This window comes from Streptomyces sp. NPDC031418, assembly GCF_055581605.1.
This window is the reverse complement of sequence record NZ_JBVIJC010000010.1, coordinates 216231-239479: the sequence shown is the minus strand read 5'-3', so window position 1 is coordinate 239479 and position 23249 is coordinate 216231. Positions and strand designations below refer to the sequence as shown.

23 protein-coding genes are annotated in these 23249 nt (G+C 72.5%); 13 read left to right on the top strand and 10 right to left on the bottom strand.

All coding sequences use genetic code 11. From position 1 onward, the window contains the following. The first annotated feature begins 147 nt into the window (after positions 1–147). Both ACZ5CZ_RS17060 and ACZ5CZ_RS17055 read left to right on the top strand, forming a co-directional pair. Positions 148–927 carry a DUF1707 SHOCT-like domain-containing protein gene (locus tag ACZ5CZ_RS17060; RefSeq protein WP_385840253.1) on the top strand — a complete coding sequence of 260 codons (780 nt, stop codon included), beginning with the start codon at positions 148–150 and terminating at the stop codon, positions 925–927. A gap of 187 nt (positions 928–1114) precedes the next feature. Further along, positions 1115–1507, top strand: a complete 393-nt coding sequence (locus ACZ5CZ_RS17055; RefSeq protein WP_385840251.1) for a WhiB family transcriptional regulator — start codon at positions 1115–1117, stop codon at positions 1505–1507. Positions 1508–1599: 92 nt separating this feature from the next. Here the strand turns inward: ACZ5CZ_RS17055 and glpX are convergent, their stop codons facing one another. After that, positions 1600–2634, bottom strand: coding sequence for a class II fructose-bisphosphatase (glpX, locus tag ACZ5CZ_RS17050; protein WP_385840250.1), 1035 nt, complete (start codon positions 2632–2634; stop codon positions 1600–1602). Between the two features lie 127 nt (positions 2635–2761). Between glpX and ACZ5CZ_RS17045 the strand changes: the two genes are divergently transcribed. Further along, positions 2762–3289, top strand: a complete 528-nt coding sequence (locus ACZ5CZ_RS17045) for a DUF4245 domain-containing protein (RefSeq protein ID WP_468943421.1) — start codon at positions 2762–2764, stop codon at positions 3287–3289. Positions 3290–3408: 119 nt separating this feature from the next. Here ACZ5CZ_RS17045 and ACZ5CZ_RS17040 read toward each other — a convergent pair whose 3' ends face one another. The 4 genes from ACZ5CZ_RS17040 to ACZ5CZ_RS17025 form a co-directional block, all read right to left on the bottom strand. After that, positions 3409–3999, bottom strand: a complete 591-nt coding sequence (locus ACZ5CZ_RS17040) for a malonic semialdehyde reductase (RefSeq protein ID WP_385840248.1) — start codon at positions 3997–3999, stop codon at positions 3409–3411. Positions 4000–4137: 138 nt separating this feature from the next. Beyond that, positions 4138–4353 (bottom strand): exodeoxyribonuclease VII small subunit, encoded by a 216-nt coding sequence (locus ACZ5CZ_RS17035; RefSeq protein ID WP_385840247.1) that lies wholly within the window; start codon positions 4351–4353, stop codon positions 4138–4140. Continuing rightward, the gene (gene xseA / locus ACZ5CZ_RS17030) at positions 4350–5558 is read right to left on the bottom strand and encodes an exodeoxyribonuclease VII large subunit (RefSeq protein ID WP_468943416.1); all 1209 of its coding nucleotides are present in this window, start codon (positions 5556–5558) and stop codon (positions 4350–4352) included. The genes ACZ5CZ_RS17035 and xseA overlap by 4 nt, the downstream gene beginning before the upstream one ends. 228 nt (positions 5559–5786) lie before the next feature. Further along, complete coding sequence (locus ACZ5CZ_RS17025) at positions 5787–7157, bottom strand: APC family permease (RefSeq protein ID WP_468943414.1); 1371 nt, start codon at positions 7155–7157, stop codon at positions 5787–5789. A gap of 91 nt (positions 7158–7248) precedes the next feature. On the opposite strand from ACZ5CZ_RS17025, the gene ACZ5CZ_RS17020 reads away from it, so the two are divergent. Further along, the gene (locus tag ACZ5CZ_RS17020) at positions 7249–8265 is read left to right on the top strand and encodes a 4-hydroxy-3-methylbut-2-enyl diphosphate reductase (RefSeq protein WP_468943411.1); all 1017 of its coding nucleotides are present in this window, start codon (positions 7249–7251) and stop codon (positions 8263–8265) included. A gap of 59 nt (positions 8266–8324) precedes the next feature. After that, positions 8325–9071, top strand: coding sequence for a polyphosphate--glucose phosphotransferase (gene ppgK, locus ACZ5CZ_RS17015; RefSeq protein ID WP_468943408.1), 747 nt, complete (start codon positions 8325–8327; stop codon positions 9069–9071). A 28-nt stretch (positions 9072–9099) separates the two neighbouring features. On the opposite strand, the gene ACZ5CZ_RS17010 is transcribed toward ppgK, so the two are convergent. Further along, entirely contained in the window at positions 9100–9663 is a 564-nt protein-coding gene (locus ACZ5CZ_RS17010; RefSeq protein WP_468943405.1) for a DUF6542 domain-containing protein, read from the bottom strand. A 190-nt stretch (positions 9664–9853) separates the two neighbouring features. On the opposite strand from ACZ5CZ_RS17010, the gene ychF reads away from it, so the two are divergent. Then, complete coding sequence (gene ychF, locus ACZ5CZ_RS17005; protein WP_385840240.1) at positions 9854–10942, top strand: redox-regulated ATPase YchF; 1089 nt, start codon at positions 9854–9856, stop codon at positions 10940–10942. 57 nt (positions 10943–10999) lie between these two features. On the opposite strand, the gene ACZ5CZ_RS17000 is transcribed toward ychF, so the two are convergent. After that, entirely contained in the window at positions 11000–11581 is a 582-nt protein-coding gene (locus ACZ5CZ_RS17000) for a Uma2 family endonuclease (protein WP_385840239.1), read from the bottom strand. A gap of 57 nt (positions 11582–11638) precedes the next feature. Next, positions 11639–12877: a serpin family protein gene (locus ACZ5CZ_RS16995; protein ID WP_468943402.1), complete on the bottom strand. Its 1239-nt coding sequence runs from the start codon at positions 12875–12877 to the stop codon at positions 11639–11641. Positions 12878–13038: 161 nt separating this feature from the next. On the opposite strand from ACZ5CZ_RS16995, the gene ACZ5CZ_RS16990 reads away from it, so the two are divergent. From ACZ5CZ_RS16990 to ACZ5CZ_RS16970, 5 genes are all read left to right on the top strand, one after another. Beyond that, positions 13039–13791, top strand: coding sequence for a GntR family transcriptional regulator (locus ACZ5CZ_RS16990; protein ID WP_385840237.1), 753 nt, complete (start codon positions 13039–13041; stop codon positions 13789–13791). Between the two features lie 393 nt (positions 13792–14184). Then, positions 14185–14418 carry an SPOR domain-containing protein gene (locus tag ACZ5CZ_RS16985; protein ID WP_385840235.1) on the top strand — a complete coding sequence of 78 codons (234 nt, stop codon included), beginning with the start codon at positions 14185–14187 and terminating at the stop codon, positions 14416–14418. 102 nt (positions 14419–14520) lie between these two features. Next, a complete protein-coding gene (locus ACZ5CZ_RS16980; RefSeq protein ID WP_385840331.1) occupies positions 14521–14943 on the top strand; it encodes a (deoxy)nucleoside triphosphate pyrophosphohydrolase in 423 nt (140 codons plus the stop codon). 171 nt (positions 14944–15114) lie between these two features. After that, positions 15115–15549 carry an ATP-binding protein gene (locus ACZ5CZ_RS16975; RefSeq protein WP_385840234.1) on the top strand — a complete coding sequence of 145 codons (435 nt, stop codon included), beginning with the start codon at positions 15115–15117 and terminating at the stop codon, positions 15547–15549. Positions 15550–15728: 179 nt separating this feature from the next. After that, the gene (locus tag ACZ5CZ_RS16970) at positions 15729–18317 is read left to right on the top strand and encodes a SpoIIE family protein phosphatase (protein ID WP_385840233.1); all 2589 of its coding nucleotides are present in this window, start codon (positions 15729–15731) and stop codon (positions 18315–18317) included. A gap of 55 nt (positions 18318–18372) precedes the next feature. Here the strand turns inward: ACZ5CZ_RS16970 and ACZ5CZ_RS16965 are convergent, their stop codons facing one another. Continuing rightward, positions 18373–19809: a hypothetical protein gene (locus tag ACZ5CZ_RS16965; protein ID WP_468943398.1), complete on the bottom strand. Its 1437-nt coding sequence runs from the start codon at positions 19807–19809 to the stop codon at positions 18373–18375. 208 nt (positions 19810–20017) lie between these two features. Here ACZ5CZ_RS16965 and ACZ5CZ_RS16960 point away from each other — a divergent pair, with 208 nt between their 5' ends. Continuing rightward, positions 20018–20326, top strand: coding sequence for a hypothetical protein (locus ACZ5CZ_RS16960; protein ID WP_385840231.1), 309 nt, complete (start codon positions 20018–20020; stop codon positions 20324–20326). Positions 20327–20418: 92 nt separating this feature from the next. Here the strand turns inward: ACZ5CZ_RS16960 and ACZ5CZ_RS16955 are convergent, their stop codons facing one another. After that, positions 20419–20706 (bottom strand): hypothetical protein, encoded by a 288-nt coding sequence (locus tag ACZ5CZ_RS16955; RefSeq protein ID WP_385840230.1) that lies wholly within the window; start codon positions 20704–20706, stop codon positions 20419–20421. Positions 20707–20914: 208 nt separating this feature from the next. Here ACZ5CZ_RS16955 and ACZ5CZ_RS16950 point away from each other — a divergent pair, with 208 nt between their 5' ends. Next, entirely contained in the window at positions 20915–23143 is a 2229-nt protein-coding gene (locus ACZ5CZ_RS16950; RefSeq protein WP_468943395.1) for an ABC transporter family substrate-binding protein, read from the top strand. Positions 23144–23249: the final 106 nt, after the last annotated feature.

Genomic DNA, 23249 nt, shown 5'->3' with positions numbered 1-23249 from the left:
ACGGACGGCCGCCCGCCGACGCTGGCGGGCCTCACCAGCCTAGAACCTGCCGCCGACACGAAAGCTGTGAGGTAAGGCTCAGTTCGACACGCCGGGGTTTTCCACAGCCCCTAGTCGCGATCTATCGCGTTTCGGTACGCTGCTGCCGTGGACCTTCAGAAGCCCGCCCGAACCCCCGACGCGACCGACACGGCCGACACGGTCGCCGCCGCCCCGAGTGCCCCGGGTGCCCCGGGCCCCGGCGGGCTGCGCGCCTCGGACGCCGACCGTGACCGGGTCGCCGACATCCTCCGCGAGGCCCTCGCCGAGGGCCGCCTGACCGCCGACGAGCACGCCGAGCGCGTGGACGGCGTGCTGCGCGCCAAGACCGTGGGTGAACTGGAGGTCTTCCTCCAGGACCTGCCCGGCGCCCACCAGCGGCCGGCCGCCTCCGCCTACACCGCGGCCGCGCCCCGGCCCGCCCCGGACGCGCTGCCCGCCGAGGCCGACGCCAGCGTGGTCGCGGTCTTCAGCAGCGCCGTCCGCCGCGGCCGCTGGCGCGCCGGGCGCCGGCTGCACGCGTACTCGGTCTTCGGCAGCGTCGAGATCGACCTCAGCGAGGCGATCTTCGAGTACCAGCAGGTCGTCATCAAGGCCGTGTCGGTCTTCGGCGACGTCCAGATCCGGGTGCCGGAGAACGTGTCGCTGCGCGGCACCGGCGGCGGCGTCCTCGGCAACTTCGAGGTGGACACGCTGGACTCGGTCGACGCTAACGCGCCGGTCGTCTACGTCGACGGCTGGGCCGTACTCGGCAATGTGGAGGCGCGGGCCAAGCGCGGCAGACGAGTGGCGGACATCCTGGAGCGGGTGCAGGGCAAGGTCGACCGGAAGCTGGAGCGCGTCCAGGACAAGGTCGACCGGAAGCTGCGCAAGCACCTGGGGCGTTGACGGCCGCGTATCGCCCGCCGGGCGGACGGCCGGACCGCCGGGGGCGCTGCGCCGGTGGCGCCGTGCCGGGGGGCGCGAACGAGCCGCCGTGCGCCTGCGCTTGGGAACGCTGTGCATAGGCCCGCGCACAGCGGGTAGGCCTTGCTGCATCGTGTCTCGCCCGCGAAGCCGTCGTCAGGAGTAGACCGTGCTGCAACCGCCGCATTCGTCCCTGCATGTAGCTGCCGTTCCGGCCCAGCGGATGCCGGCACAGGACAGGGATCGAGGCAGGGACCGGGACCAGGACGCCCCGTGGCACACCGAGGCGGTGTGCCGGCGCGACGAGGCGGGTCTGTTCTTCGCCCCGTCGAAGGAGCCGACCGCGGCCCGGCTGTCCCGTGAGGAAGCGGCCAAACGCGTCTGCGCCCGCTGCCCGGTCATGGTCGAGTGCCGCGAACACGCCCTCCTCCAGCCCGAGCCCTACGGCGTCTGGGGCGGCCTGACGGCGGCGGAGCGCCGCGTGGTGCTGGCGAGGCGCCGCCGGCGGGACCTGGAGCTGAAGAAGGCGGCGCGGGCGACCACCAACCGCATAGCGGGATGAGCCCGGCCGCGTAGCCGCAGGCAGAGCCGCCGCCCGGCCGGGCGAGATCAGCGCCCCCTCCGCACAGGGGGCGCCGCACGTCCCGGCAGGTGCTACTTGGCCCGGTCGAAGTCGATCGCGCTGTAGGCCCGCAGCTTCCGCAGCCGGTGCTCGGAGTCGATCCTGCGCACCGTCCCCGACTTCGACCGCATCACGATCGACTCGGTCAGCGCGGTCTCCGACCGGTACCGCACACCCCGCAGCAGCTCACCGTCGGTGATGCCGGTCGCGACGAAGAAGACGTTCTCGCCGGACACCAGGTCGTCGGTGGTCAGCACCCGGTCCAGGTCGTGCCCGGCGTCGATGGCCCGCTGCCGCTCCTCGTCGTCCTTGGGCCACAGCTTGCCCTGGATGGTGCCGCCGAGGCACTTCACGGCGCAGGCCGAGATGATTCCCTCGGGGGTACCGCCGATGCCGAGCAGCAGATCGACGCCGGTGCCCTCGCGCAGCGCGTAGATGGAGCCGGCGACATCGCCGTCGGAGATCAGCTTGATCCGCGCGCCGGCCTCCCGGACCTCGCGGATCAGACCCTCGTGCCGCGGCCGGTCGAGGATGACGACGGTGACGTCTTCCGGCGCGGACCGCTTGGCCTTGGCGATGCGCTTGATGTTCACGGCCACGGGCGCGTCGATGTCGACGAACTCGGCGGCCTCGGGGCCGGTGACCAGCTTGTCCATGTAGAACACGGCGGACGGGTCGAACATCGCGCCGCGCTCGGCGGCGGCCAGCACGGCGATCGCGTTCGGCATGCCCTTGGCGGTCAGCGTGGTGCCGTCGATCGGGTCCACGGCGATGTCGACCTCGGGGCCGGTGCCGTCGCCCACGTGCTCCCCGTTGAAGAGCATCGGGGCCTCGTCCTTCTCGCCCTCACCGATGACGACGACGCCGTTCATCGAGACGGTGGAGACGAGGGTCCGCATGGCACGCACCGCGGCACCGTCGGCGCCGTTCTTGTCACCGCGCCCCACCCAGCGGCCCGCGGCCATCGCCGCGGCCTCGGTCACCCGGACCAGTTCCAGGGCGAGGTTGCGGTCGGGAGCCTCGGAGGGAACGTCAAGCTCGGACGGCAGATGATGATTTTCGGTCATCGGAGCGCACCTTTCTGATACGACGACGGCCGGATGAGGGTAGTGCCCCTGACTCTATCGTTAGGCAGACAAAATGAGCAGGGGACCCCACGGATGAGCGCTTGGGGCACCTGCGACGATAGAGGGCGTGGCAGGTTCGAAAGGCAAGCAGAAGACGGCCCGGGACATGGTTCTCTCCCTGGCCCTGATCGCCGTCGTGGCGGCCGGCATCTGGTTCGTCGGTGTCCCGCACGACGATCACGCTCCGGAACTCAAGCGGGTCGACTACCGGGTCGAGCTGCTCACGGCCCGCCGGGCCGCGGGCTACCCGGTCGCGGCACCCGAGGGCCTGCCGAGTACCTGGAAGGCGACCTCCGTAAGCTTCCAGGAGGACAGCGGCGACCGCTGGCACCTGGGCTTCCAGACCCCGGACGGGCAGTACGTCCAGGTCGAGCAGTCCACGCAGAAGCGCGCCGGGTTCATCGACGACGCCAGCCAGGGCGCCTCGGCGACCCAGCGGACCGAGGAGATCGCCGGCCGCACCTGGACCCGCTACACCGGCGGCCGCTACGACGCGCTCGTCCTGGAGAAGACGCCCGGCTCCACCACGGTGGTGGCCGGCACCGCGTCCTTCGCCGAGCTGACGAAGATGGCGGCGGCGCTGAAGACCGGGTGACCCGCCCGCCGGCGCACGCCAACACACGAGAACCGGCGCACGCGCACACACGAGAAGAGGCCCCCGGCGGTGCTGGGGGCCTCTTCTCGTGTGCCGTGTTCTCGTTGTGCCGTGGTGGCTCAGACGGTCGTGACGACGTCCTCGTAGGCCAGGCGCGGCGAGCGCGGGTACCAGGCGTCGGGGCCCGGCTTGCCGATGTTGACGACCATCAGCGGGGTGTGGTCCTCGTCCAGGAACTCCTTGCGGACGCCCTCGAAGTCGAACCCGGTCATCGGGCCGGCGGCCAGACCCGCGGCGCGCACGCCGACGATGAAGTAGGCGGCCTGGAGCGCGGCGTTGAGCGCGGCGGCGCTCTCCCGGGCCGGGCGCTCGGCGAAGAAGAGGTCCTTGGCCTGCGGGAAGGCCGGGAAGAGGGTCGGCAGCTCCTCGTGGAACTCGTTGTCCGCGGAGAGGATCGCGACCAGCGGGGCGGCGGCGGTCTTCGGCTGGTTGCCCTCGGCCATGTGCTTCACCAGACGCTCACGCGCCTCGGGGGAGCGGACCAGGGTGATGCGCAGCGGGGTCTGGTTGAAGGCGGTGGGGCCGTACTTGACCAGGTCGTAGATCGCCTGGACCTGCTCCTCGGTCACCGGCTCGTCGGTGAAGGTGTTCGCGGTGCGGGCCTCGCGGAACAGCAGGTCCTGGGCGGCGGGGTCAAGAACGAGAGACATGCGTGCCTTCCTCGGATGCGCGTCCGGTCCGGGGTGCGGACCGGCTGACGGGTACGACCCTACGGCAATGAGGTTTAACCTTCAACCAACCTCTGGCCAGGGTGACCCGCCTCACGCGGACCGAGTCCCGCCGGCGCCCTACTCGCTCTCCTCCTCCTCGGCCAGTGCCGCGTCCAGCCGGGCCCGCGCGCCCTCCAGCCAGCGCCGGCACACCTTGGCCAGCTCCTCGCCGCGCTCCCACAGAGCGAGGGACTCCTCCAGCGTCGTACCGCCCGCCTCCAGCCGCCGTACCACCTCGATCAGCTCGTCCCGCGCCCGCTCGTACGACAGCGCCTCGTCCACCTTGCTCGTCATTCGCCCACCTTCACTGTGAATTCACCGTCGGCGACGCGGGCCCGCAGCGCCTCGCCGCCCGTCACCTCGGCCGGATCGCGCACCACATGCCCGTCGGCCTTCTGCAGCACCGCGTAGCCGCGCCGGAGCGTGGCCGCGGGGGAGAGCGCCACCACACGCGCGTGCGTGTGCGACAGCTCCGAGTCCGCCCGGTCGAGGAGATGACCGAGGGTGCGCCGGCCCCGCTCCGCCAGGGCGGCCACCTGATCGGCGCGCTCGTCCAGCATCCGGTGCGGATCCTCCATGCACGGCCGGCCCAGCGCATGCGCCAGCCCCCGCTCCTCCCGCTCCACGAACGCGCGCGCACAGCGCCGGGCGCGGTCCCGGAGCATCAGCACCCGCTCGAGCTCCTCACCGACGTCCGGTACGACCTTCTTGGCCGCGTCCGTCGGCGTCGAGGCCCGCAGATCGGCGACGTGGTCGAGCAGCGGGCTGTCCGGTTCGTGCCCGATCGCCGACACCACGGGCGTACGGCACTCCGCCACCGCCCGGACGAGCTGCTCGTCGGAGAACGGCAGCAGGTCCTCCACGCTGCCGCCGCCCCGCGCGACGATGATGACGTCCACGTCCTCCAGGGCGTCCAGCTCCTTCACCGCCTGCACGACCTGCGGCACCGCGTGCACACCCTGCACGGCGACGTTGCGCACCTCGAAGCGGACGGCGGGCCAGCGGTGCCGGGCGTTCTCCAGCACGTCCCGCTCCGCGGCGGAGGCGCGTCCGCAGACCAGCCCGATCAGCTGCGGCAGGAACGGCAGCGGTTTCTTCCGCTCCGGCGCGAACAGCCCCTCGGCCGCGAGCGCCTTCTTCAGCTGCTCCAGCCGGGCCAGCAGCTCGCCGACGCCGACCGGCCTTATCTCGGCGGCCCGCAGCGACAGCTGCCCCCGTGGCGCGTACCACTCGGGCTTCGCCAGGACGACGACCCGGGCGCCCTCCCCGACGACGTCCGCGACCGCGTCGAACACCTGCCGGTAGCAGGTCACGCTCACGGAGATGTCGTGCGACGGATCGCGCAGCGTCAGGAAGACGACCCCGGCACCGGGCCGCCGCGACAACTGTGTGATCTGCCCCTCGACCCAGACGGCGCCGAGCCGGTCGATCCAGCCCCCGATCATCCGGGAGACCTCCCCGACGGGAAGCGGGGCTTCGGGGGACGTGTTCACAGCCATGCGCCGAGCGTAACGGTCCCCTGTGACACCGGGTCCCTCCCGCCGTGGGGCTCGCGGTCGTCCGAGGAGTGCGGCTCCGTCGTGGCCGTTCGCGCAGTTCCCCGCGCCCCTAAGGGGCGCAGCCCCGCGCCGTCGGCCTCTCTGGCACCGGGTCCCTCCCGCCGTGGGGCTCGCGGTCGTCCGAGGAGTGCGGCTCCCTCGTGGCCGTTCGCGCAGTTCCCCGCGCCCCTAAGGGGCGCCGCTCCCGCGCCACTGCGCCACCAGCACCCCCAGCCCGCACACCAGCCACACCGCCCCCACCACCTGCGCCGCCCTGCTCGCCTCCGCGATCACCGCCACCGTGACCCCCGCGCCCACCACCGGCACCACCCCATGCCGCCACCAGCTCCACCCCGCCCGGCGCCGCCCGAAATACCCCACCACGCTCGCGTGCAGCAGCGTGAACGCGGTCAGCGCCCCGATGTCGACCACCGACACCAGCTTGTCCAGCCCGTCCCCGCGCCCCGCCGCCCACACCGCCGCAACCATGGTGATCACCGCCGAGACCAGCAACGCGACCCGCGGAACCCCCGCATCCGTGCGCGCCAGCGCCCGCGGCAGCCGCCGGTCCCGGCCCATCGCGAACAGCAGCCGGCCGGCCGCCGCCTGCCCCGCCAGCGCGGCGAACGCCGCCCCGACCGCCTTGCTCGCGGCCACCAGATCATGCAGCCAGCCACCGACCGACGCGTCCACGGCGTCGTAGAAGGCCGGCCCCTGCCGTACCGGCTCGGCCGCCAGCCGCGCGGACGTCGTCGGCTCCAGCAGCGCCACCAGATAGGTCTGCGCCACGAACAGCACCCCGGCCAGCGCCAGACAGCACAGCAGCGCCCGAGCCACCTTCGCCGAGCCCCCGCCGACCTCCTCCGCGAAGGTCGCGATCGCGTCGAAGCCCAGATACGACAGCACCGCCACCGACACCGCCCCGAGCACCGCCGACAGCGCGAACGCGCCCTGGCTGCCGTCCCCGGACAGCGGCGACCACAGCCCCCGCTGCGCCCCGTCCCGCGCCAGCACCACGACCGCCGACACCACGAACACCAGCAGGACCACGACCTCCAGGACCAGCACGAGGAACCCGACCAGCGCGGCGGCCCGCACCCCCCACAGGTTCAGCAGCGTCGTGACCACCACGGCCAGCGCGGTCCACGCCCACCGGGACACCCCGGGGACCAGCGCGTGCAGGGCGATCCCGGAGAAGAGATAGGCCACCGCCGGGATCAGCACGTAGTCCAGCATCGCCATCCACCCCGCGATGAACCCCGCGCCCGGGCCGAGCCCCGCGCGCGCGTAGGCGAACACCGACCCGGCCTGCGGCACCACCCGCACCATCTGCGCATAACTGAACGCGGTGAACGCCATGGCGACCGTGGCCACCAGGTACACCAGCGCCACCGCGCCGTGCGACCTGGCGTCCAGCGTGCCGAACACGCCGACCGGCGCCATGGGCGCGATGAACAGCAGCCCGTAGACCACCAGGTCGCGGAAGCCGAGGCTGCGCCGCAGCCGGTGGTGTTCGTCGGCGGGGGACGGCGTCGGCGTCGTATGCGTGCCGGCGAACATGCGCACCTCCCGGTCGGCGTACCCCTCCTAGTCTTTCCGCCGGTACCCCGCGACGCGATCTCTGTGCGGCCGATCGCGGGCGGCCCTTACGATGGGGCGCATGACCGCTTCCTCTGGCCGCCGTGTCCTGCTCGCCGCCCCCCGGGGCTACTGCGCCGGTGTGGACCGCGCCGTGATCGCCGTCGAGAAGGCCCTGGAGCAGTACGGGGCCCCGATCTACGTCCGGCACGAGATCGTCCACAACAAGTACGTCGTGCAGACCCTGGAGAAGAAGGGCGCGATCTTCGTCGAGCGCACGGAGGAGGTGCCGCCCGGCAACATCGTCATGTTCTCCGCCCACGGTGTCGCGCCGGCCGTGCACGAGGAGGCCAGGCAGGGCCGTCTCGCCACCATCGACGCCACCTGCCCGCTGGTCACCAAGGTCCACAAGGAAGCCGTCCGGTACGCCAACGAGGACTACGACATCCTGCTGATCGGCCACGAGGGCCACGAGGAGGTCATCGGCACCTCCGGCGAGGCCCCCGACCACATCCAGCTGGTGGACGGCCCCGAGGACGTCGCCAAGGTCGAGGTCCGCGATCCGTCGAAGGTCGTCTGGCTCTCGCAGACCACCCTCTCCGTGGACGAGACCATGGAGACCGTCGACGCCCTGAAGACCAAGTTCCCCGGGCTGGTCTCGCCGCCCAGCGACGACATCTGCTACGCCACCCAGAACCGTCAGCTCGCCGTGAAGCAGATGGGCTCCGAGGCCGAGCTGGTCATCGTGGTCGGCTCGCGCAACTCCTCCAACTCCAAGCGCCTGGTCGAGGTCGCCAAGCTGGCCGGCGCCCGCGAGGCCTACCTGGTGGACTTCGCCAGCGAGATCGAGGAGGCCTGGCTGGAGGGCGTGACGACCGTCGGTGTCACCTCGGGCGCCTCCGTCCCGGACGTCCTGGTCGAGGAGGTCCTCCAGTGGCTCGCCGAGCGCGGCTACGGCGATGTGGAGATCGTCAAGGCGGCCGAGGAGTCCATCACCTTCTCGCTGCCCAAGGAGCTCCGCCGCGACCTGCGCGAGGAGGCCGCCGCCCTGGTGGCCGCGCGCGGCGGAAGCGGTACCTCCGAGGTCTGAGCCGACGCTCGCGGACCGATCGGGGCGTGACTGTCAGTCGTCCGTCGTAACGTAGGGCCATGCAGATCTTCGGCGTGGACATCGGCGGATCCGGGATCAAGGGCGCCCCTGTGGACCTGGACAAGGGCGAGCTGGCCCAGGAGCGCTGCAAGGTGCTCACCCCGCACCCGGCGACGCCCGACGGCGTGGCCGACGGGGTCAAGCAGGTGATCGACCACTTCGGCTGGACCGGCCCGGTCGGGCTGACCTTCCCCGGAGTGGTTACCGGCGGGTCCACGGTGCGTACGGCGGCGAACGTCGACAAGGGCTGGATCGACACGGACGCGCGCGCGTTGTTCGGCTCCCGGCTGGGCGGCCTGCCGGTGACCGTGGTCAACGACGCGGACGCGGCGGGCGTCGCCGAGATGCAGTTCGGCGCCGGCCGGGGCAGACGGGGCACGGTCGTCCTGCTCACCTTCGGCACCGGCATCGGCAGCGCCGTCTTCGTGGACGGCGTCCTGCTTCCCAACACCGAGCTGGGCCACCTGGAGCTGCACGGCCACGACGCCGAGAAGCGGGCCTCCAGCAAGGCCAAGGAGGACCACGACCTCAGCTGGGAGCAGTGGGCGCGCCGGGTCCAGAAGTACCTGGCCCATGTCGAGATGCTGTTCTCGCCGGAGCTGTTCGTCATCGGCGGCGGGGTGAGCCGCAAGGCGGCCAAGTTCCTGCACTACATCGAGGGCGTCAAGGCCGAGATCGTGCCCGCCCAGCTCCAGAACGACGCGGGGATCGTGGGAGCGGCGATGAGAGCCGCCCAGGAGTGCTGAGCCGGGAGCCGTGAGCCGGACCGGCGGTTCAGCCGGTCCGGCGCTGCCGTTGCCGCTGCCGCACCCAGCCCACCCGTCGTACGAGCACGATCACCCCCGCGACCAGCGTCCCCCCGTACAGCCAGCCCGCCTGGGTGGCCAGGCCGGTGACCAGCCCCATCAGCCGGCCAAGCAGCCCCCCGCCGCCGTCGGCGACGGTCAGCAGCCCGGCGGCGAAGCCGATCGGCACCACGACGGGCGCGGTCAGTACGTCCCCGGCGCGCACCCACAGCGCGGTCAGCACGCACACCGGCAGGAACAGCACGCCGTACACCGCCGGCACGCCGTCGAACAGCAGCTGGTCCAGGCAGCCGAGCAGGACCATCGCGGCCAGGCAGAACAGCCCGGTGCCGAGACCGGTGAGCCGGGGGTTCGGCAGCCGCCGCACCGGCGGCGCCGGGCGCGCCACCCTCACCCGTCGTATGTCCCGGTCCGCGTCCGGTCCCGGCCTGCGCTCACCGGCCGCCCCGCGCCGGCCCTGCGGCGGCAGCGGGGTGGGCGGCGTGCCGCGTCGCCGTCCGTCGTTCGGGGGTCGCGTCCTGTGTTGCTCCACTGGACCAACTTAGGTCGGCTTATGTGCCGAATCGCCCATCAGACACGCCGGTGGGCAGGGCTTGGCCGGGCGTTCGACGCTCTCGGGAGGCACCCGCCGGGGACGCCGTAGACTGGGGGATCGGCGAGTGCCCTCCTCGGCCCTGGCACCCCCGCAGCTCTTGGCCCTCTCATCCACGGGAAGTCGCAACGTGTCGCTCACGATCGGAATCGTCGGCCTGCCCAATGTCGGCAAGTCGACCCTGTTCAACGCCCTGACCAAGAACGACGTGCTGGCGGCCAACTACCCGTTCGCCACGATCGAGCCCAACGTCGGCGTGGTCGGTGTCCCCGACGCCCGCCTGGCCAAGCTGGCGTCGATCTTCTCCTCGGAGCGCATCCTCCCGGCCACCGTCGACTTCGTCGACATCGCGGGCATCGTGCGCGGCGCCTCCGAGGGCGAGGGCCTGGGCAACAAGTTCCTCGCGAACATCCGTGAGTCCGACGCGATCTGCCAGGTCATCCGCGCCTTCAAGGACGAGAACGTCGTCCACGTCGACGGCAAGGTCTCGCCGAAGGACGACATCGAGACGATCAACACCGAGCTGATCCTCGCCGACCTCCAGACCATCGAGAAGGTCCTTCCGCGCCTCCAGAAGGAGTCGCGGATCAAGAAGGACGTGGCCCCCAAGGTCAAGGCGGTCGAGGAGGCGAAGGAGATCCTGGAGAAGGGCGACACGCTCTTCGCGCACGGCGTGGTCCAGGGTTCGGAGCGCGCCGAGCTCCTCCACGACCTGCACCTGCTCACCACGAAGCCCTTCCTCTACGTCTTCAACGTGGACGAGGACGAACTGACCGACGAGGACTTCAAGAACGAGCAGCGCGCCCTGGTCGCCCCCGCCGAGGCGATCTTCCTCAACGCCAAGCTCGAGGCCGACCTCGCCGAGCTGGACGAGGAGGAGGCCCTGGAGCTCCTCCAGTCGGTCGGCCAGAACGAGCCCGGCCTCGCCACCCTGGCCCGCGTCGGCTTCAACACCCTCGGCCTCCAGACCTACCTCACGGCCGGCCCCAAGGAATCCCGCGCCTGGACCATCAAGAAGGGCGCCACGGCCCCTGAGGCGGCCGGTGTGATCCACACCGACTTCCAGAAGGGCTTCATCAAGGCCGAGGTCATCTCCTTCGACGACCTGGTCGCCACCGGCTCCGTCGCCGAAGCCCGCGCCAAGGGCAAGGCCCGCATGGAGGGCAAGGACTACGTCATGCAGGACGGTGACGTGGTGGAGTTCCGCTTCAACGTGTGAGCGGTCCGTTTCCACGGAAGAGGCCGGGCTCGACGGAGCCCGGCCTCTTTCCTGTTGCTAATCGGCCCGCGGCGGGACGAGCTTGTCGAGATCCATGTTGATCTCGAAGGGAACGGGGCGCTTCAAGGTGCCCCGGAAGATACCGGCGGGAGCGTAGGCACCGGTGGGTTCATCGAGCTCGTAGGCATGGACGACAGGGGCGCCGTCTTCTTCCTCGACACACCAGTAGTGCGGGATCTTCGCTTGCGCGTATTTGTGCAGTTTCACTCTGCGGTCACGATGCGCGGACTCGGGAGAGACGACCTCGACGACGAGCTGCACCTCTTCCGGTGCGTAGCAGGTGCGGTCGGGGTCGTAGGGGATGGTCGCCACGAGGAGGTCGGGTTCCGGGCGGTTGCGAGCGTCGAGACGAATGGTCATCTCTCGTTCGACCTCGAAACCAGCGGGTGCGATGGCCATGAGCGTGGTGGTGAAGGCGGTGACGAGGCGGCCGTGCCAGGACCGCTGGGGCGACATCATGAAGACAAGCGCTCCGTCGATCAGCTCGGTGTGGCGGGGTGCCTCGGGGAGGCGGTCCAGGTCCTCCGCGAACCAGCCTTCCTCGCGCGGCGGGCGCATCCAGTCGGGCAGTGCGGTCATGGCTCAACGGTAGCGATTCGGCGGGGCCCCGGCCACGAGGTCGTCAAGGGCCCGTGATCAGGACACCGCCACCGGATAAGGCGCCGGGTCCGTCACCCAGCCCGCGATCAGGACCAGGCGGGTCTCGCGGTCCACCGCGAGGAAGCCGAAGGGGCGGTCGAAGGAGGCGCGGACCACCGTGGTCTCGTAGGGGTACTGGGGCAGGCCGCCCGCGGCCACCGGCATCATCGCCGTCACCGCCGCCGCCCGGAAGCCGAGCGCGCCGAACTGGGCGACGGCCGACTGCCTGGCCTCGCCGACGGCCAGCGGGGTGTCGCTGATGCCGGGGAAGTGGCCGTACCGGTCGTCCAGGGCCGAGGTGAGGCCGAACAGGGCCGCCGTCGCGGTCAGATCGTGGTCGGCGCGCACCTCGAAGCCGACCGTCCGCACATCGAGCGAGCGGGGCTCCGGCGCCATGGCCGGCTGCTGCTCCACATGCAGCCCGGGGCCGACGTGGCCGTGTGGGAGGGCGCCGCCCGCCGTGACCGGGAGCGTGCGTTCCACGACGGCGACGCCCGCCGCCAGCACCTGACCGGGCGTCATGCGTTCCTCGCCGAGCGCGAGATGGACGTCGATGCCGTTGTCGCCGGGCACGGTCAGCGTGGTGACGAAGCCGTCCGGGGTGCCGGTGACGCCCACCCGGTCCGGCCGTACGATCCTGCGGTGCAGTCCGCGCAGGGTACGGCCCTGCCAGGGGCCGGTGTCCGGGCGGTGCGGCAGTTCCTGGAAGGGCTGGCGCCAGGCGGTGCGCAGGGCCAGGGCGCTGGCCAGCACCATGCGGGCGTCCCGGGTCAGGGTGACCGGCATGCGCTCGACCAGCCCGCCGGTGCGCTCGGCCGCCCAGGCGTCCAGCCGTTCCTGCGCGGTGACGAGGTCGTCCCCGAACACCCCGTGGGTGCCGGCCGGCAGCCCGGCCCGCCACTCCTCGCGCACCGCCAGCTGCGCGTGGGTCCACAGCCCCAGCGCGGTGTCCAGGCCGGACACCGACTGGAGCGCGGCGAGCAACTCCCGTGCCGCGGCGGCCGCCTGATCGGCCGGCACGCCCAGCGCGGCGGACAGTTCCGCCCGGGCCGGGCCGCCCGCGCCGTCGGCCAGATGGGCCAGCAGCGGCCAGACGCCCGGTGCCGAGAACACCGTGTTCTCGTGCAGGGCTTGCGCCCAGCGGGCGGTCAACCCGTTGACCCGGCCGACCGTCTCGGCGCTCACCTTGCTCACTCGTCGTCCTCCAACAGGTATTTCGGGATACGGCAGGAGCATACGGAGGTGTGAGCGACCCCCGGTACGGGGGAGAAAGTGGCTGGGTAAAGCCCGTGTGGACGTCATGTCATCACTTCGAGTGATTCTCTGGCCTTCACTTGCACGGCACAACCCACGGTTGCCAGGCTGTTGCTGTCTGTACAACCTGATGGGAGCGGCCAGTGACTTTCGGTGAGCAGCCGGCGTACCTGCGTGTCGCGGGTGATCTCCGCAAGAAGATCGTCGAGGGTTCGCTGCCGCCGCACACCCGTCTCCCCTCCCAGGCCCGCATCCGCGAGGAGTACGGCGTCTCGGACACGGTCGCGCTGGAGGCGCGCAAGGTGCTGATGGCCGAGGGGCTGGTCGAGGGCCGTTCCGGATCGGGGACGTATGTGCGCGAGCGGCCCGTGCCCCGGCGGGTGGCCCGGTCGGGATACCGCCCGGCCGGCGGCGCCACCCCCTTCCGCCAGGAGCAGGCCGAGCCCTCGGTGCGCGGCACCTGGGAGTCCAGCAGTGAGCAGACCGCGGCCGGCGCCGCGATCGCCGAGCGGCTCGGGCTCCAGACCGGCGACCGCGTCATGCGCACCAAGTACCTGTTCCGGGAGGCCGGCGAGCCGATGATGCTCTCCACCTCCTGGGAGCCCCTCGCCGTCACCGGCCGGACCCCGGTGATGCTGCCCGAGGAGGGACCGCTCGGCGGCATGGGCGTGGTGGAGCGCATGCGTGCCATCGACGTCATCGTGGACAACGTCACCGAGGAGGTCGGCGCCCGCCCCGGTCTCGCCGAGGAGCTGCACCTGCTCGGCGGGGTCCCCGGTCATGTGGTGCTGGTCGTCCAGCGCACCTATTACGCCTCCGGCCGCCCCGTCGAGACCGCCGACGTGGTGATCCCGGCGGACCGGTACCGGGTGGCCTACCACCTGCCCGTGAAGTAGGCCCGCCCCGCACTCCGTTCCCGTTCCGCGCGCCCTCGCATGAGGTCTCCGGACGCGACGGAGACCTCTGACGCGCACCCCTGGCGCACACCCCTGACGCCCCTCCGCTGCCTCGCACCCGGTCGAGCGGCCCGCGCCGAGCCCCGGCTGGCCGCTGCAATCCGGCCGTTTTCCCAGGTGGCCCCGGTTCCCCCGGGCATGCCTCGCGACCCGGCCAGCGGTGTTCACGACGGCGCGTTCAGTCCCGTGCGCCCCCGGGGTTCTGGCTGGTTGCGTACCTCTTTGTGAAAACCCGTATTCGCTCCGTAAAGGTTGGGCGTACGCTCGGGCATATGCGGATTGCGGTTTCCTTAGACGCGGCTCGGCGGGGGCCCGGGACAGGACGCAAGGGCGATGCGAGAAAGGGCGGGGGCGGTGGGGGCGATGAGTGAGGGCACGGTCTCCCTGCCCTGGATCGTGATACGGCAGGACGACAACGGCAACCGCTACCGCGTCGGCCGCTATGCGACCCGCGCGGAGGCCCAGCGGATCGCCGACAGCCTCGATGACCGGGGACACAAGCAGCTCTACTGGGTCGAGCGCATCGGCCGGCACGGGGACGACCTCCCGAGCGACCTCCGGAACTGACCGCGCGCACGCTCCCGTACGCTCCGACGCATGACACCCATGCCGTCCGTGAACTCAGGGCCGGAACCGATCGTGCCGGAACCGATCGTGCCGGAACCGATCGTGCCGGAACCCGTCGTGGTGGTGGGCGCCGCCCTGTTCGACGGCGGTCGGCTGCTCGCGGCGCGCCGCAGCGCGCCCGCCGAACTGGCCGGACGCTGGGAGCTGCCCGGCGGCAAGGTGGAGCCAGGCGAGCGCCCCGAGGACGCCCTGGTGCGCGAACTGCGCGAGGAACTCGGCGTCGACGCCGAGCCGGTCGAGCGGGTGCCGGGCGAGTGGCCCCTGCGGGCGCCGTACGTCTTCCGGGTGTGGACCGCCCGGCTGCGCCCCGGCTCCGCCGCGCCCCGGCCCCTCGAGGACCACGACGACCTGCGCTGGCTCGGTCCGGACGAGATCTGGGACGTGGCCTGGCTCGACCAGGACGTCCCGGCGGTCCGGGAGGCCGCCGCCCGCCTGGCCGCGGACACCGAACGGCGTACCCCCTGAGCCGCTGTCCGGCGAGGGCGCCCGGTGTGCTCCCCGGTCTCTGCGCCCCCTGCTTCTTCACCGACCAGACGAGCCGCGCGTACGCCGTTCGTGCCACAGTGCGCCCTCGCGCACGGTACTGCCCACTGGATATCGGGTATGTGCCCATTAACCCCACGAAACCGGACAAGGGTGGGCTCGCTGGCCTGGGAAGTGATCGGCGTGATCGACACCGATGGCGACTGCGCCGACTGGACCTTTGCCGCGGAACCGGGCGCCGTGCGCTCCGCCCGGGCCGCGGTCCGGGGCCAGTTGCACGGCTGGGACCTCGACTGCCTCGCCGACCTGGCCGCGTTGCTGGTCAGCGAGCTGGTCACCAACGCGCTGCGGCATGCCGCCGGCCCCATCGGGGTGCGGCTGGTCCGCCCCACCGGGCGCTCTGACGCCCTGCTGGTCGAGGTCTCCGACCCGCTCCCGGACCCGCCGCGGGAACGCACCGCGCGGCCCGAGGACGAGAGCGGGCGCGGCCTGCAACTGGTCGCGGGCTCCTCGCGCGCCTGGGGCACGCGCCCCGGCGCGAGCGGAAAGACCGTCTGGTTCGAGCTGGCGGTGCCGGGGAGTGCGTGATTCGAGGGCCTGTTCCCTGGTTAGAAGAGGGGAAGTGTTGTCACGGAACGGTCCGAAAAACACCTGGACCGAGCTGTGATCGTGAACACCGTGTCGTGCGGCGCCGTAGTGCTGGATACTGCGGGCAGCCGCCCCCGGTGACCGGTGCCGGGCGCGGTGAGCTGGAGGGGACGGTTCGCGTGAGCGAGATACCAGCGAAGGCCACGGAGTCCGAGGACCCGTCGGACGGCGCGAGGGGCCAGGCCGCGGAGGGTGCCGCGGTGCCCGGAGACGCCCTGTGGCAGAGCAGTCCGCCCGGCTCGATCTACGACTACATCAAGGTGGCGTCCTTCGCCATCGGCCCCGGTGGCCTGGTCGAGCAGTGGAGCCTGCGCGCCGAGCAGCTCTTCGGCATCCCCGCGTCCCGGGCCGTCGGCATGGACCCCATCGAGGCGTTCATCGACCCCGATCTCCGTGCGCGCGGTCAGCGCAAGATGGCCGAGATCCTCGACGGGCGCGAATGGACCGGTGTGGTGCCCTTCCGGATGCCCGACACGCCGGACGGCCTGCGCGGTGCGGAGGGGCTGGCCGAGGTGTACGTCATGCCGACCCGGACCGCCGAGGGCGACCGGGCCGCCGTCTGCATCGTCGTGGACGTCCGGACCCTGCGCAGCATCGAGACCGACCTCGCCGCATCACAGGCGATTTTCGGCCAGTCCCCGTTCGGATTCCTGCTCATCGACGCGGATCTGAGGGTCCGTCGGGCCAACGAGCAGTTCGCCTCCGTCTTCGGCGGAACCCCGGACGACCACCGGGGCAAGGGTGTGCACGACTATCTGGTGCGCGGTGAGGCCGAGCGGGTTTCGGCCACCCTGCGCCGGGTGCTGGAGACCGGGGAATCCATCACCGACATGCATGTCACGGGGTTCGTCCCGGGCTCGCAGGAACGCCGGCACTGGTCCGTCAACCTCTACCGGGTGCACAGCGGCAGCGGCCGGCCCATCGGCATCGCCTGGCTCGGCACCGACATCACCGCCCGCCGCGCCGCCGCCCGCGAGGCCGCCGCCGCCCGCCGCAACCTCGCCCTGCTCAACGAGGCCGGAGCCCGTATCGGCAACTCCCTCGACCTGGAGACGACGGCCCGGGAACTCCTCGACGTCGTCGTCCCCGGCTTCTGCGACCTCGCCACCGTCGACCTCTACCAGGGGCTGCTGACCGGCGACGAGAACCCTCCCGGCCGCGCCGACGGCAGCGCGGCACTGCGCCGGGTCGCCTACGCCAGCGCGGTCACCGGCGCTCCCTTCGCCGGGTCCGGCGAACCCGTCGAGGTCGGCGCCGTCCACCACTTCCCCTTCAACTCGCCCTGCGCGGACGCCCTGCGCACCGCCCGCCCGCAGCGGGTGCCGGCCGAGGAGGGCGGGCTGGTGCAGTCCACGCTGGCCGTGCCGATGGTCGCCCACGACACGGTCGTAGGACTCGCGCAGTTCGCGCGGACCAAGGGCAGCGAGCCGTTCGGCGACCGGGACCGCGAGCTGGCGGTGGAGCTGGCCGCGCGTGCGGCGGTGTGCATCGACAACGCGCGGCTGTACCGCCGGGAGCACGAGCGGGCGCTGATACTGCAACGGTCGCTGCTGCCGCCCGGCGACCCCGAGGCGTCCGGGCTGGACATCGCCTGCCGCTATCTGCCGGGCAACGCGGCGACCGAGGTCGGCGGCGACTGGTTCGACGTGATCGAACTGCCCGGCCACCGCACGGCGTTGGTGGTCGGCGACGTGATGGGGCGCGGGCTGCGCGCCGCCGTCGCCATGGGGGAACTGCGCACCGCCGTGCGGACCTTGGCGCTGCTCGATCTCGAACCGGCCGAGGTGCTGTCCGCGCTGGACGAGATCGCGCGCGGGCTCGGCACCCCCGGCGGGGTCCGGCAGGCCGGCCGTACGGGCCGGCAGCCGCGGGACGCCGACCTGTCCGAGGTGTACCTCGCGACCTGCGTGTACGCGGTGTACGACTCCGTCACCAGACGCTGTACGTTCGCCAACGCCGGGCATCTGCCACCGGTTCTGGTCGAGCCCGGCGAGCCGGCGCTGATGCTGGACGTGCCGCCCGGGATGCCGCTCGGGGTGGGGGGCGAGCCCTTCGAGGAGGTCGAGGTCGAACTCCCTGAGGGCGCGCTGCTCGCGCTGTACACGGACGGGCTGGTGGAGTCCCGGGACCATCCGCTGGACGAGGGCTTGCAGGCGTTCGTCGGGGCGCTGACCGACTCCTCGCGCCCGCTGGAGGATGTCTGCGACCACGTCCTGAACACCCTGGACACCCATCACGGCGAGGACGACATCGCGCTGTTGATGGCCCGGGTGCAGGGGCTGCCGGCCGAGTCCGTCGGCGACTGGACGCTGCCCCGGGAGCCGCGCAGTGTGGGGCGGGCGCGGGAGTACGCCCGGGGGCAGCTGCTCAGCTGGGACCTGGAGCCGCTGGTCGACACCGCCGAGTTGCTGGTCAGCGAGTTGGTGACCAATGCGCTGCGGTACGGCGAGGGGGAGATACGGCTGCGGCTGCTGCTGGACCGGACGCTGGTGTGCGAGGTGTGGGACTCCGGGCTGGTGCAGCCTCGGCGACGGCGGGCCCGGGACACCGACGAGGGCGGCCGGGGCTTGCAGTTGGTGGGCTTGCTCAGTGCGGCGTGGGGTTCGCGGCGGACGCCCCGGGGCAAGACGGTCTGGTTCGAGCTGCCGTTGCCCGGGGGCGAGGGCGGGCTGACGGACCCGGCGGAGGCGCTGTTGAGCCTGTTCTGAGTCCGCGCCCGGGTCGGCCGGGAAGGCACCGCCGGCCTGATCCGGAAGCACGGGCCTACGCCCGGTTGCCCTGTGCCCGCACGTCCCGTTCGGCCAGGGCGCGGGCGTGGGCCGCCAGGGTGTCGGCCTCGGCTGCCGCCCCCGCGGCCAGTGCGCGGACCGCCGCCGCCAGGTCCGAGCGGGCCTCCGGGCCCACTGCCGAGCCGTACGCCGAGATGAAGCCCTCCGCCCCGGCCACCGAACTGCGGGCGACGAGCAGCGCCGCCGTGTCGAGGACGCCGGAGCGGCCCGTGGCCAGGCGCTCCACGGCCCGGGTGATCCGGCGCAGCGCGTCCAGCGGGTCGTACGCGCCCGAGATCAGCTCCTGCCGTACCCCGTTCAGCACCCCGCGCGCATGGGCGAGCCGGGCATGCAGGTCGCCCTCGGTCAGTGGAGTGCGGGAACGCCCTTCCCGGGCCGCCGCGAGTTCCGCCTCCGCGCCGGTCAGCGCGGCCGGGACCAGCTCCGCGGCCCGGCGCAGCTCGGACGCCAGGCGCTCCACCGCGTCGACGAAGACGGCCGCCTGCGCCACCGCGCTCTCCCCGGCGCGCAGGCGTTCGGCGGCCCGGGCCGGATCGCCCGTGTCGGCGGCTTGGCGGGCGTCGTTGAGGTGGGAGGTGGCGAGCACCAGCCGGTCCTTGGCCCGTTCGGGATACCCGGTGACCGGGCCGGTGGCCGAGGGCGGATACCGGTCGTGCAGGCCGCGCAGGGTCTCCTCGGCCGAGGTCGTCCGTGCGGCCAGCTCGCGGAACCGGGTCTCGGCGGTCTCCAGGGCCGGGCGCAGCCCCGCGCCGTCCAGCGCCCGGAGCCGGTCCAGGGCCGGGGTCTCCGCGTCCAGGCGCCGGCTCGCCTCCGCGCACCGGCCGAGCACCCCCACCAGGGCCTGCCGCCGGGCCTCGGGATCCTCCGGTACCCCCTGCTCGTACCGCCGCCAGATCGCGAACGCGGCCGCCAGCTCGGTCTCGGCGGCCCGCAGCGCATGCGTGAACGGCTCGGTCTCCGGCTTGTCGAAACGGCACTGGACGAAGGCGAGTTCCTCGCGGCTCGCCCGCACCCGGTCGTCGGCGAGCAGCAGTGCGGCCCGCGCCTGCCGCTCGGACTCGGCCGGGCTGCTCGGGGCGGGCGGCGTCGCGGAGACGGTGCCCGGGGTCGTCCGGGTCCGGGCGCGCCGGGTGCGGCGCAGATAGCCGTATCCGGCCAGCGTCACGGCCGCCACCCCGGCGAGGAGCGGCAGCACGAGGTCGGCCGTGGACGTCCCGCCCTGCTGCTGTGCGGGGGCGCTCGCCACCGGTCCGGCCGGTGCCGGGGGAACCGGCTCGTGGGGGCCGGCGGTCGTCACCGGCAACACCAGCCACCCGATCCCCGTCAGCGCGCCCAGCACGACATGCGTCACCCGCGCCCATATGTGCGCATGGGCGCGCCGGGGGCGGCCCCGAATCAGGGAGGACGTCACATTTCGGAGCGTATGGGCAGGTAGACGGCTTCGCGAGCGGGGCGGATACGGGTGGGGGACGAGACGGGCAGGGGGACGGGATGGACGACGGCACGGCAGGGGGCGCCGTCATGTCGTACGACACATCACCGGAGTTGACGGAATCCATACGCGGGAACGCGGCGCACGATCTGGCGGAAAAGCTTCGCCCGGTGGCACCCTGACCGTCATGCACATGTTCCTGGTGGTGGCGGGTGCCATCGTCCTTGGGCTGCTCGGGCTGAGCGGCGTGATGACCCTCACCACGGGCTGGATCGTGCCCTGGGGGCGCGCCCGGGTGCTGCGCCCGGCCCTGTGGGGGTACGGCTCCCTGCTGGCCGCCGCCGGCGGCGCGGTGTTCCTGTTCCTGGGTCCGCTCGCCCGCCAGTACGGCCCCGTGCCGTGGACCGGCTGGCTCGCCTTCATGGCCGGGCTGGGCCTCCAGACGCTGGCCCAGCGGCCCGGCCGTGCCGCCGCCGCGCCGAAGGACGCCCCCTGACCCCCTCGAACCACACCCCCTGACCCCCTCGACCCACCCCTGCTGAGCTTCGGCCCCGTCGACAGCGGCGGGGCCTACGCATGCTCCACCGCTCAGGGAGCGTGCCGGTCGCGGGCGCCCAGGCCCTCGTCGTCCGCGTCCGTCCACAGACTGATGTCGTAGGGCGTGTCGGAGACGGTGACGAGGTCGGGCCGGCCGGATCCGGCCGGTGTCGCCGCCTCGCGCAGCAGCGCCACACTCTCGCGCAGGTGGTCGGCGTCCAGCCGGACCCGGCGGAGCTCCAGGCCACCCCTGCCGAGTTGGTTCTCCAGCCGGCCCAGCGACCGATCGAGGTCGTCGAGGCAGCGCTGGACGGTGGTGATGTCGTCGTGCACGGTCATGGCTTGCCCTCGCTTTCCCGGCTCCGGCGGGCGGGCGGGGAGGCGTCTTCCGGGTGTGTTGCGCCGCTCGGGTGGGCTTGCAGGCCCTCGTCGCCGTGTCGCCCGCGCTGGCCGGAACCTTTCCTCTTCAGTGGCCGCATAGATCTGATCAGCTCCATATACCGCCAAAAGTGATCATAACGCTCGCGGCTTCCCGGAGGTAGCAGAGATGTCGTATTCGGCGACGGCAGGGGAGCGCCCCGACGGGGCGCGGGACCGCAGCGATGTGCGAGCGGCCGCAACGGCGCCGCAGCCGAACAACGGCGCCCGGCAGCTCCGGCGCGGCCTCGCCCTGCTGACCGCCGGCGCGCTCGCCCTGCCCCTGCTCACCGCCTGCGGCTCCGACGACGAGGCCGGCAAGCCCCTGGCCGGGCAGGACATCGCCCTGGCCGCCCGGGACCTGGTCGCCGACGGCGGCACCCTGAAATGGGCCGTGGACGCCGTGCCCGAGACCCTGAACACCTTCCAGGCCGACGCCGACGCCGGCACCAACCGCGTCGCCCAGGCCGTGCTGCCCTCGATGTTCCGGCTCGACGCGACCGGCCGGCCGGTGCCCAACCCCGCCTATCTGGAATCGGCCAAGGTCATCGAGACCGAGCCGCGCCAGGTGGTGCTGTACAAGCTGAACCAGCAGGCCGTCTGGAGCGACGGCCGGGAGATCGGCGCCGCCGACTTCGTCGCCCAGTGGCGCGCCCTGTCCGGCAAGGACAGCGCCTACTGGACCGCCCGCAACGCCGGCTACGACCGCATCGAGAAGATCGAGCGCGGCGCCAACGACCTCCAGGTCCGGGTCACCTTCTCCCGCCCCTACGCCGACTGGAAGTCGCTGTTCTCCCCGCTGTACCCGAAGGACGTCATGGGCACCCCGGACGCCTTCAACGACGGCGCCCGGCGCAAGCTCAAGGTCACCGCCGGGCCGTTCAAGGTGGAGAAGGTCGACACCGCCGCCAAGGACGTCGTCCTCACCCGCAACCCGCGCTGGTGGGGCAGGCCGGCCAAGCTGGACGAGATCGTGCTGCACGCCGTACCCCGCGACAAGCGGGCCGCCGCGCTCGCCGACGGCAGCGTGGACCTCGCCGACATCGACTCCGCCGAGGCCGAGCGGATCGGGCTCGCCGCCCAGGGCACCGCCAACCCGCTCCAGGGCGCCGGCAAGACCTCGGTGAAGAAGCTGCGCTCCTGGGCGCTGGCGCACGGCTTCGACGAGGACAAGGTGCCCACCGGCAAGAAGAAGCTGCGCAAGGCGATCACCCGCTACCTGGACCAGCAGCAGGCCCTGCGCGGCTTCGACGTGCGCAGGTCGCTGGAGCCCGCCTACACCCAGCTCGCCCTCAACGGCTCCGCGGGCCCCCTCGCCGACGAGCGGGTCCGCCGGGCCGTCGCCCGCGCCCTGGACCGCGAGGAACTGGCCAAGCTGGTGCTCACCCCGCTCGGCCTGCCCGCCGTCCCGGTCGGCAGCCACCTCGCCCTGGCCGGCCAGGCCGACTACGCCGACAACAGCGGCGCCGTCGGCGGCCCGGACACCAAGGAGGCCCAGGCGCTGCTCACCGACGCGGGCTGGGTGGCCGGAGGGCCGGTCAAGGAGGAGAAGAAGGGCGAGAAGGCGGCCGGCCCCGAGAGCGACGACCACACGGGCGACGACCACGCGAGCGAGGAGAAGAAGTCCGACGGCGGCAAGGACGGCGAGTACATCGTCGGCGAGGACGACAAGAACGGCGGGCGGGGCGACACCGGGGACCGGCACCTCGCGCAGGAGGGCAAGCACGGGGGCGCGCCCGGCGCCTACGCCCCCCAGGGCACGGCGGCACCGGCCGCCGCACCGGCCGCGCCGCTCGCCAAGGACGGCAAGGCCCTGCTGCTCCGCTTCGTGCTGCCCTCCGGGCCGGGCTCCGAGACGCTGAACCGGGTCGCGGAGCGGATCTCCGCGATGCTGGAGAAGGTCGGGGTCCGCACCACGATCAGCAAGGTCCCGGACGAGAGCTTCTTCAAGGACCACATCGCCGCCGGCGACTACGACCTCGCCCTGTACTCGTGGCCGGCGACCCCCTTCCCGGCGACCGACGCCCGGCCGATCTACGCCAAGCCGGTGGCGGCGGCCGACGGCTCGGTGAACATCGAGCAGAACTACACCCGGGTCGGCACCGACCAGGTGGACCAGCTCTTCGACCAGGCGGCGGCGACCCTCGACGAGGACGAGGCCCGGGACCTGATCAGGAAGGCCGACGCCCGGATCTGGGCGACGGCCGGGTCGATCCCGCTGTACCAGCGGCCCCAGTTGGTCGGGGTGCGCAGGAACCTGGTGAACGCCGGGGCCTTCGGCTTCCAGACCCCGGTCTACGAGGACATGGGCTATCTGAAGAAGGGCGCGAAGATCTCCCCGAGCCCCCGCAACAGCTAGCGGAAATCGGCCCGGCGAGCCCTTGGTGCGGAGGACACGTACCATGGGGTAAGGCCGTGGCGTGTCCAGCCCGGCAGGGCCCGCGCGGCACAGATGTACGCGCAGG

Excerpts from the sequence above, each read along its gene's own strand:
- glpX (WP_385840250.1), bottom strand. The coding sequence starts at position 2,634 with ATGACCGAAAATCATCATCTGCCGTCCGAGCTTGACGTTCCCTCCGAG.
- ACZ5CZ_RS17040 (WP_385840248.1), bottom strand. The coding sequence starts at position 3,999 with ATGTCTCTCGTTCTTGACCCCGCCGCCCAGGACCTGCTGTTCCGCGAG.
- ACZ5CZ_RS17035 (WP_385840247.1), bottom strand. The coding sequence starts at position 4,353 with ATGACGAGCAAGGTGGACGAGGCGCTGTCGTACGAGCGGGCGCGGGAC.
- xseA (WP_468943416.1), bottom strand. The coding sequence starts at position 5,558 with ATGGCTGTGAACACGTCCCCCGAAGCCCCGCTTCCCGTCGGGGAGGTC.
- ACZ5CZ_RS17025 (WP_468943414.1), bottom strand. The coding sequence starts at position 7,157 with ATGTTCGCCGGCACGCATACGACGCCGACGCCGTCCCCCGCCGACGAA.
- ACZ5CZ_RS17020 (WP_468943411.1), top strand. The coding sequence starts at position 7,249 with ATGGGGCGCATGACCGCTTCCTCTGGCCGCCGTGTCCTGCTCGCCGCC.
- ppgK (WP_468943408.1), top strand. The coding sequence starts at position 8,325 with ATGCAGATCTTCGGCGTGGACATCGGCGGATCCGGGATCAAGGGCGCC.
- ACZ5CZ_RS17000 (WP_385840239.1), bottom strand. The coding sequence starts at position 11,581 with ATGACCGCACTGCCCGACTGGATGCGCCCGCCGCGCGAGGAAGGCTGG.
- ACZ5CZ_RS16995 (WP_468943402.1), bottom strand. The coding sequence starts at position 12,877 with ATGCTCCTGCCGTATCCCGAAATACCTGTTGGAGGACGACGAGTGAGC.
- ACZ5CZ_RS16985 (WP_385840235.1), top strand. The coding sequence starts at position 14,185 with ATGCGAGAAAGGGCGGGGGCGGTGGGGGCGATGAGTGAGGGCACGGTC.
- ACZ5CZ_RS16960 (WP_385840231.1), top strand. The coding sequence starts at position 20,018 with ATGCACATGTTCCTGGTGGTGGCGGGTGCCATCGTCCTTGGGCTGCTC.
- ACZ5CZ_RS16955 (WP_385840230.1), bottom strand. The coding sequence starts at position 20,706 with ATGACCGTGCACGACGACATCACCACCGTCCAGCGCTGCCTCGACGAC.
- ACZ5CZ_RS16950 (WP_468943395.1), top strand. The coding sequence starts at position 20,915 with ATGTCGTATTCGGCGACGGCAGGGGAGCGCCCCGACGGGGCGCGGGAC.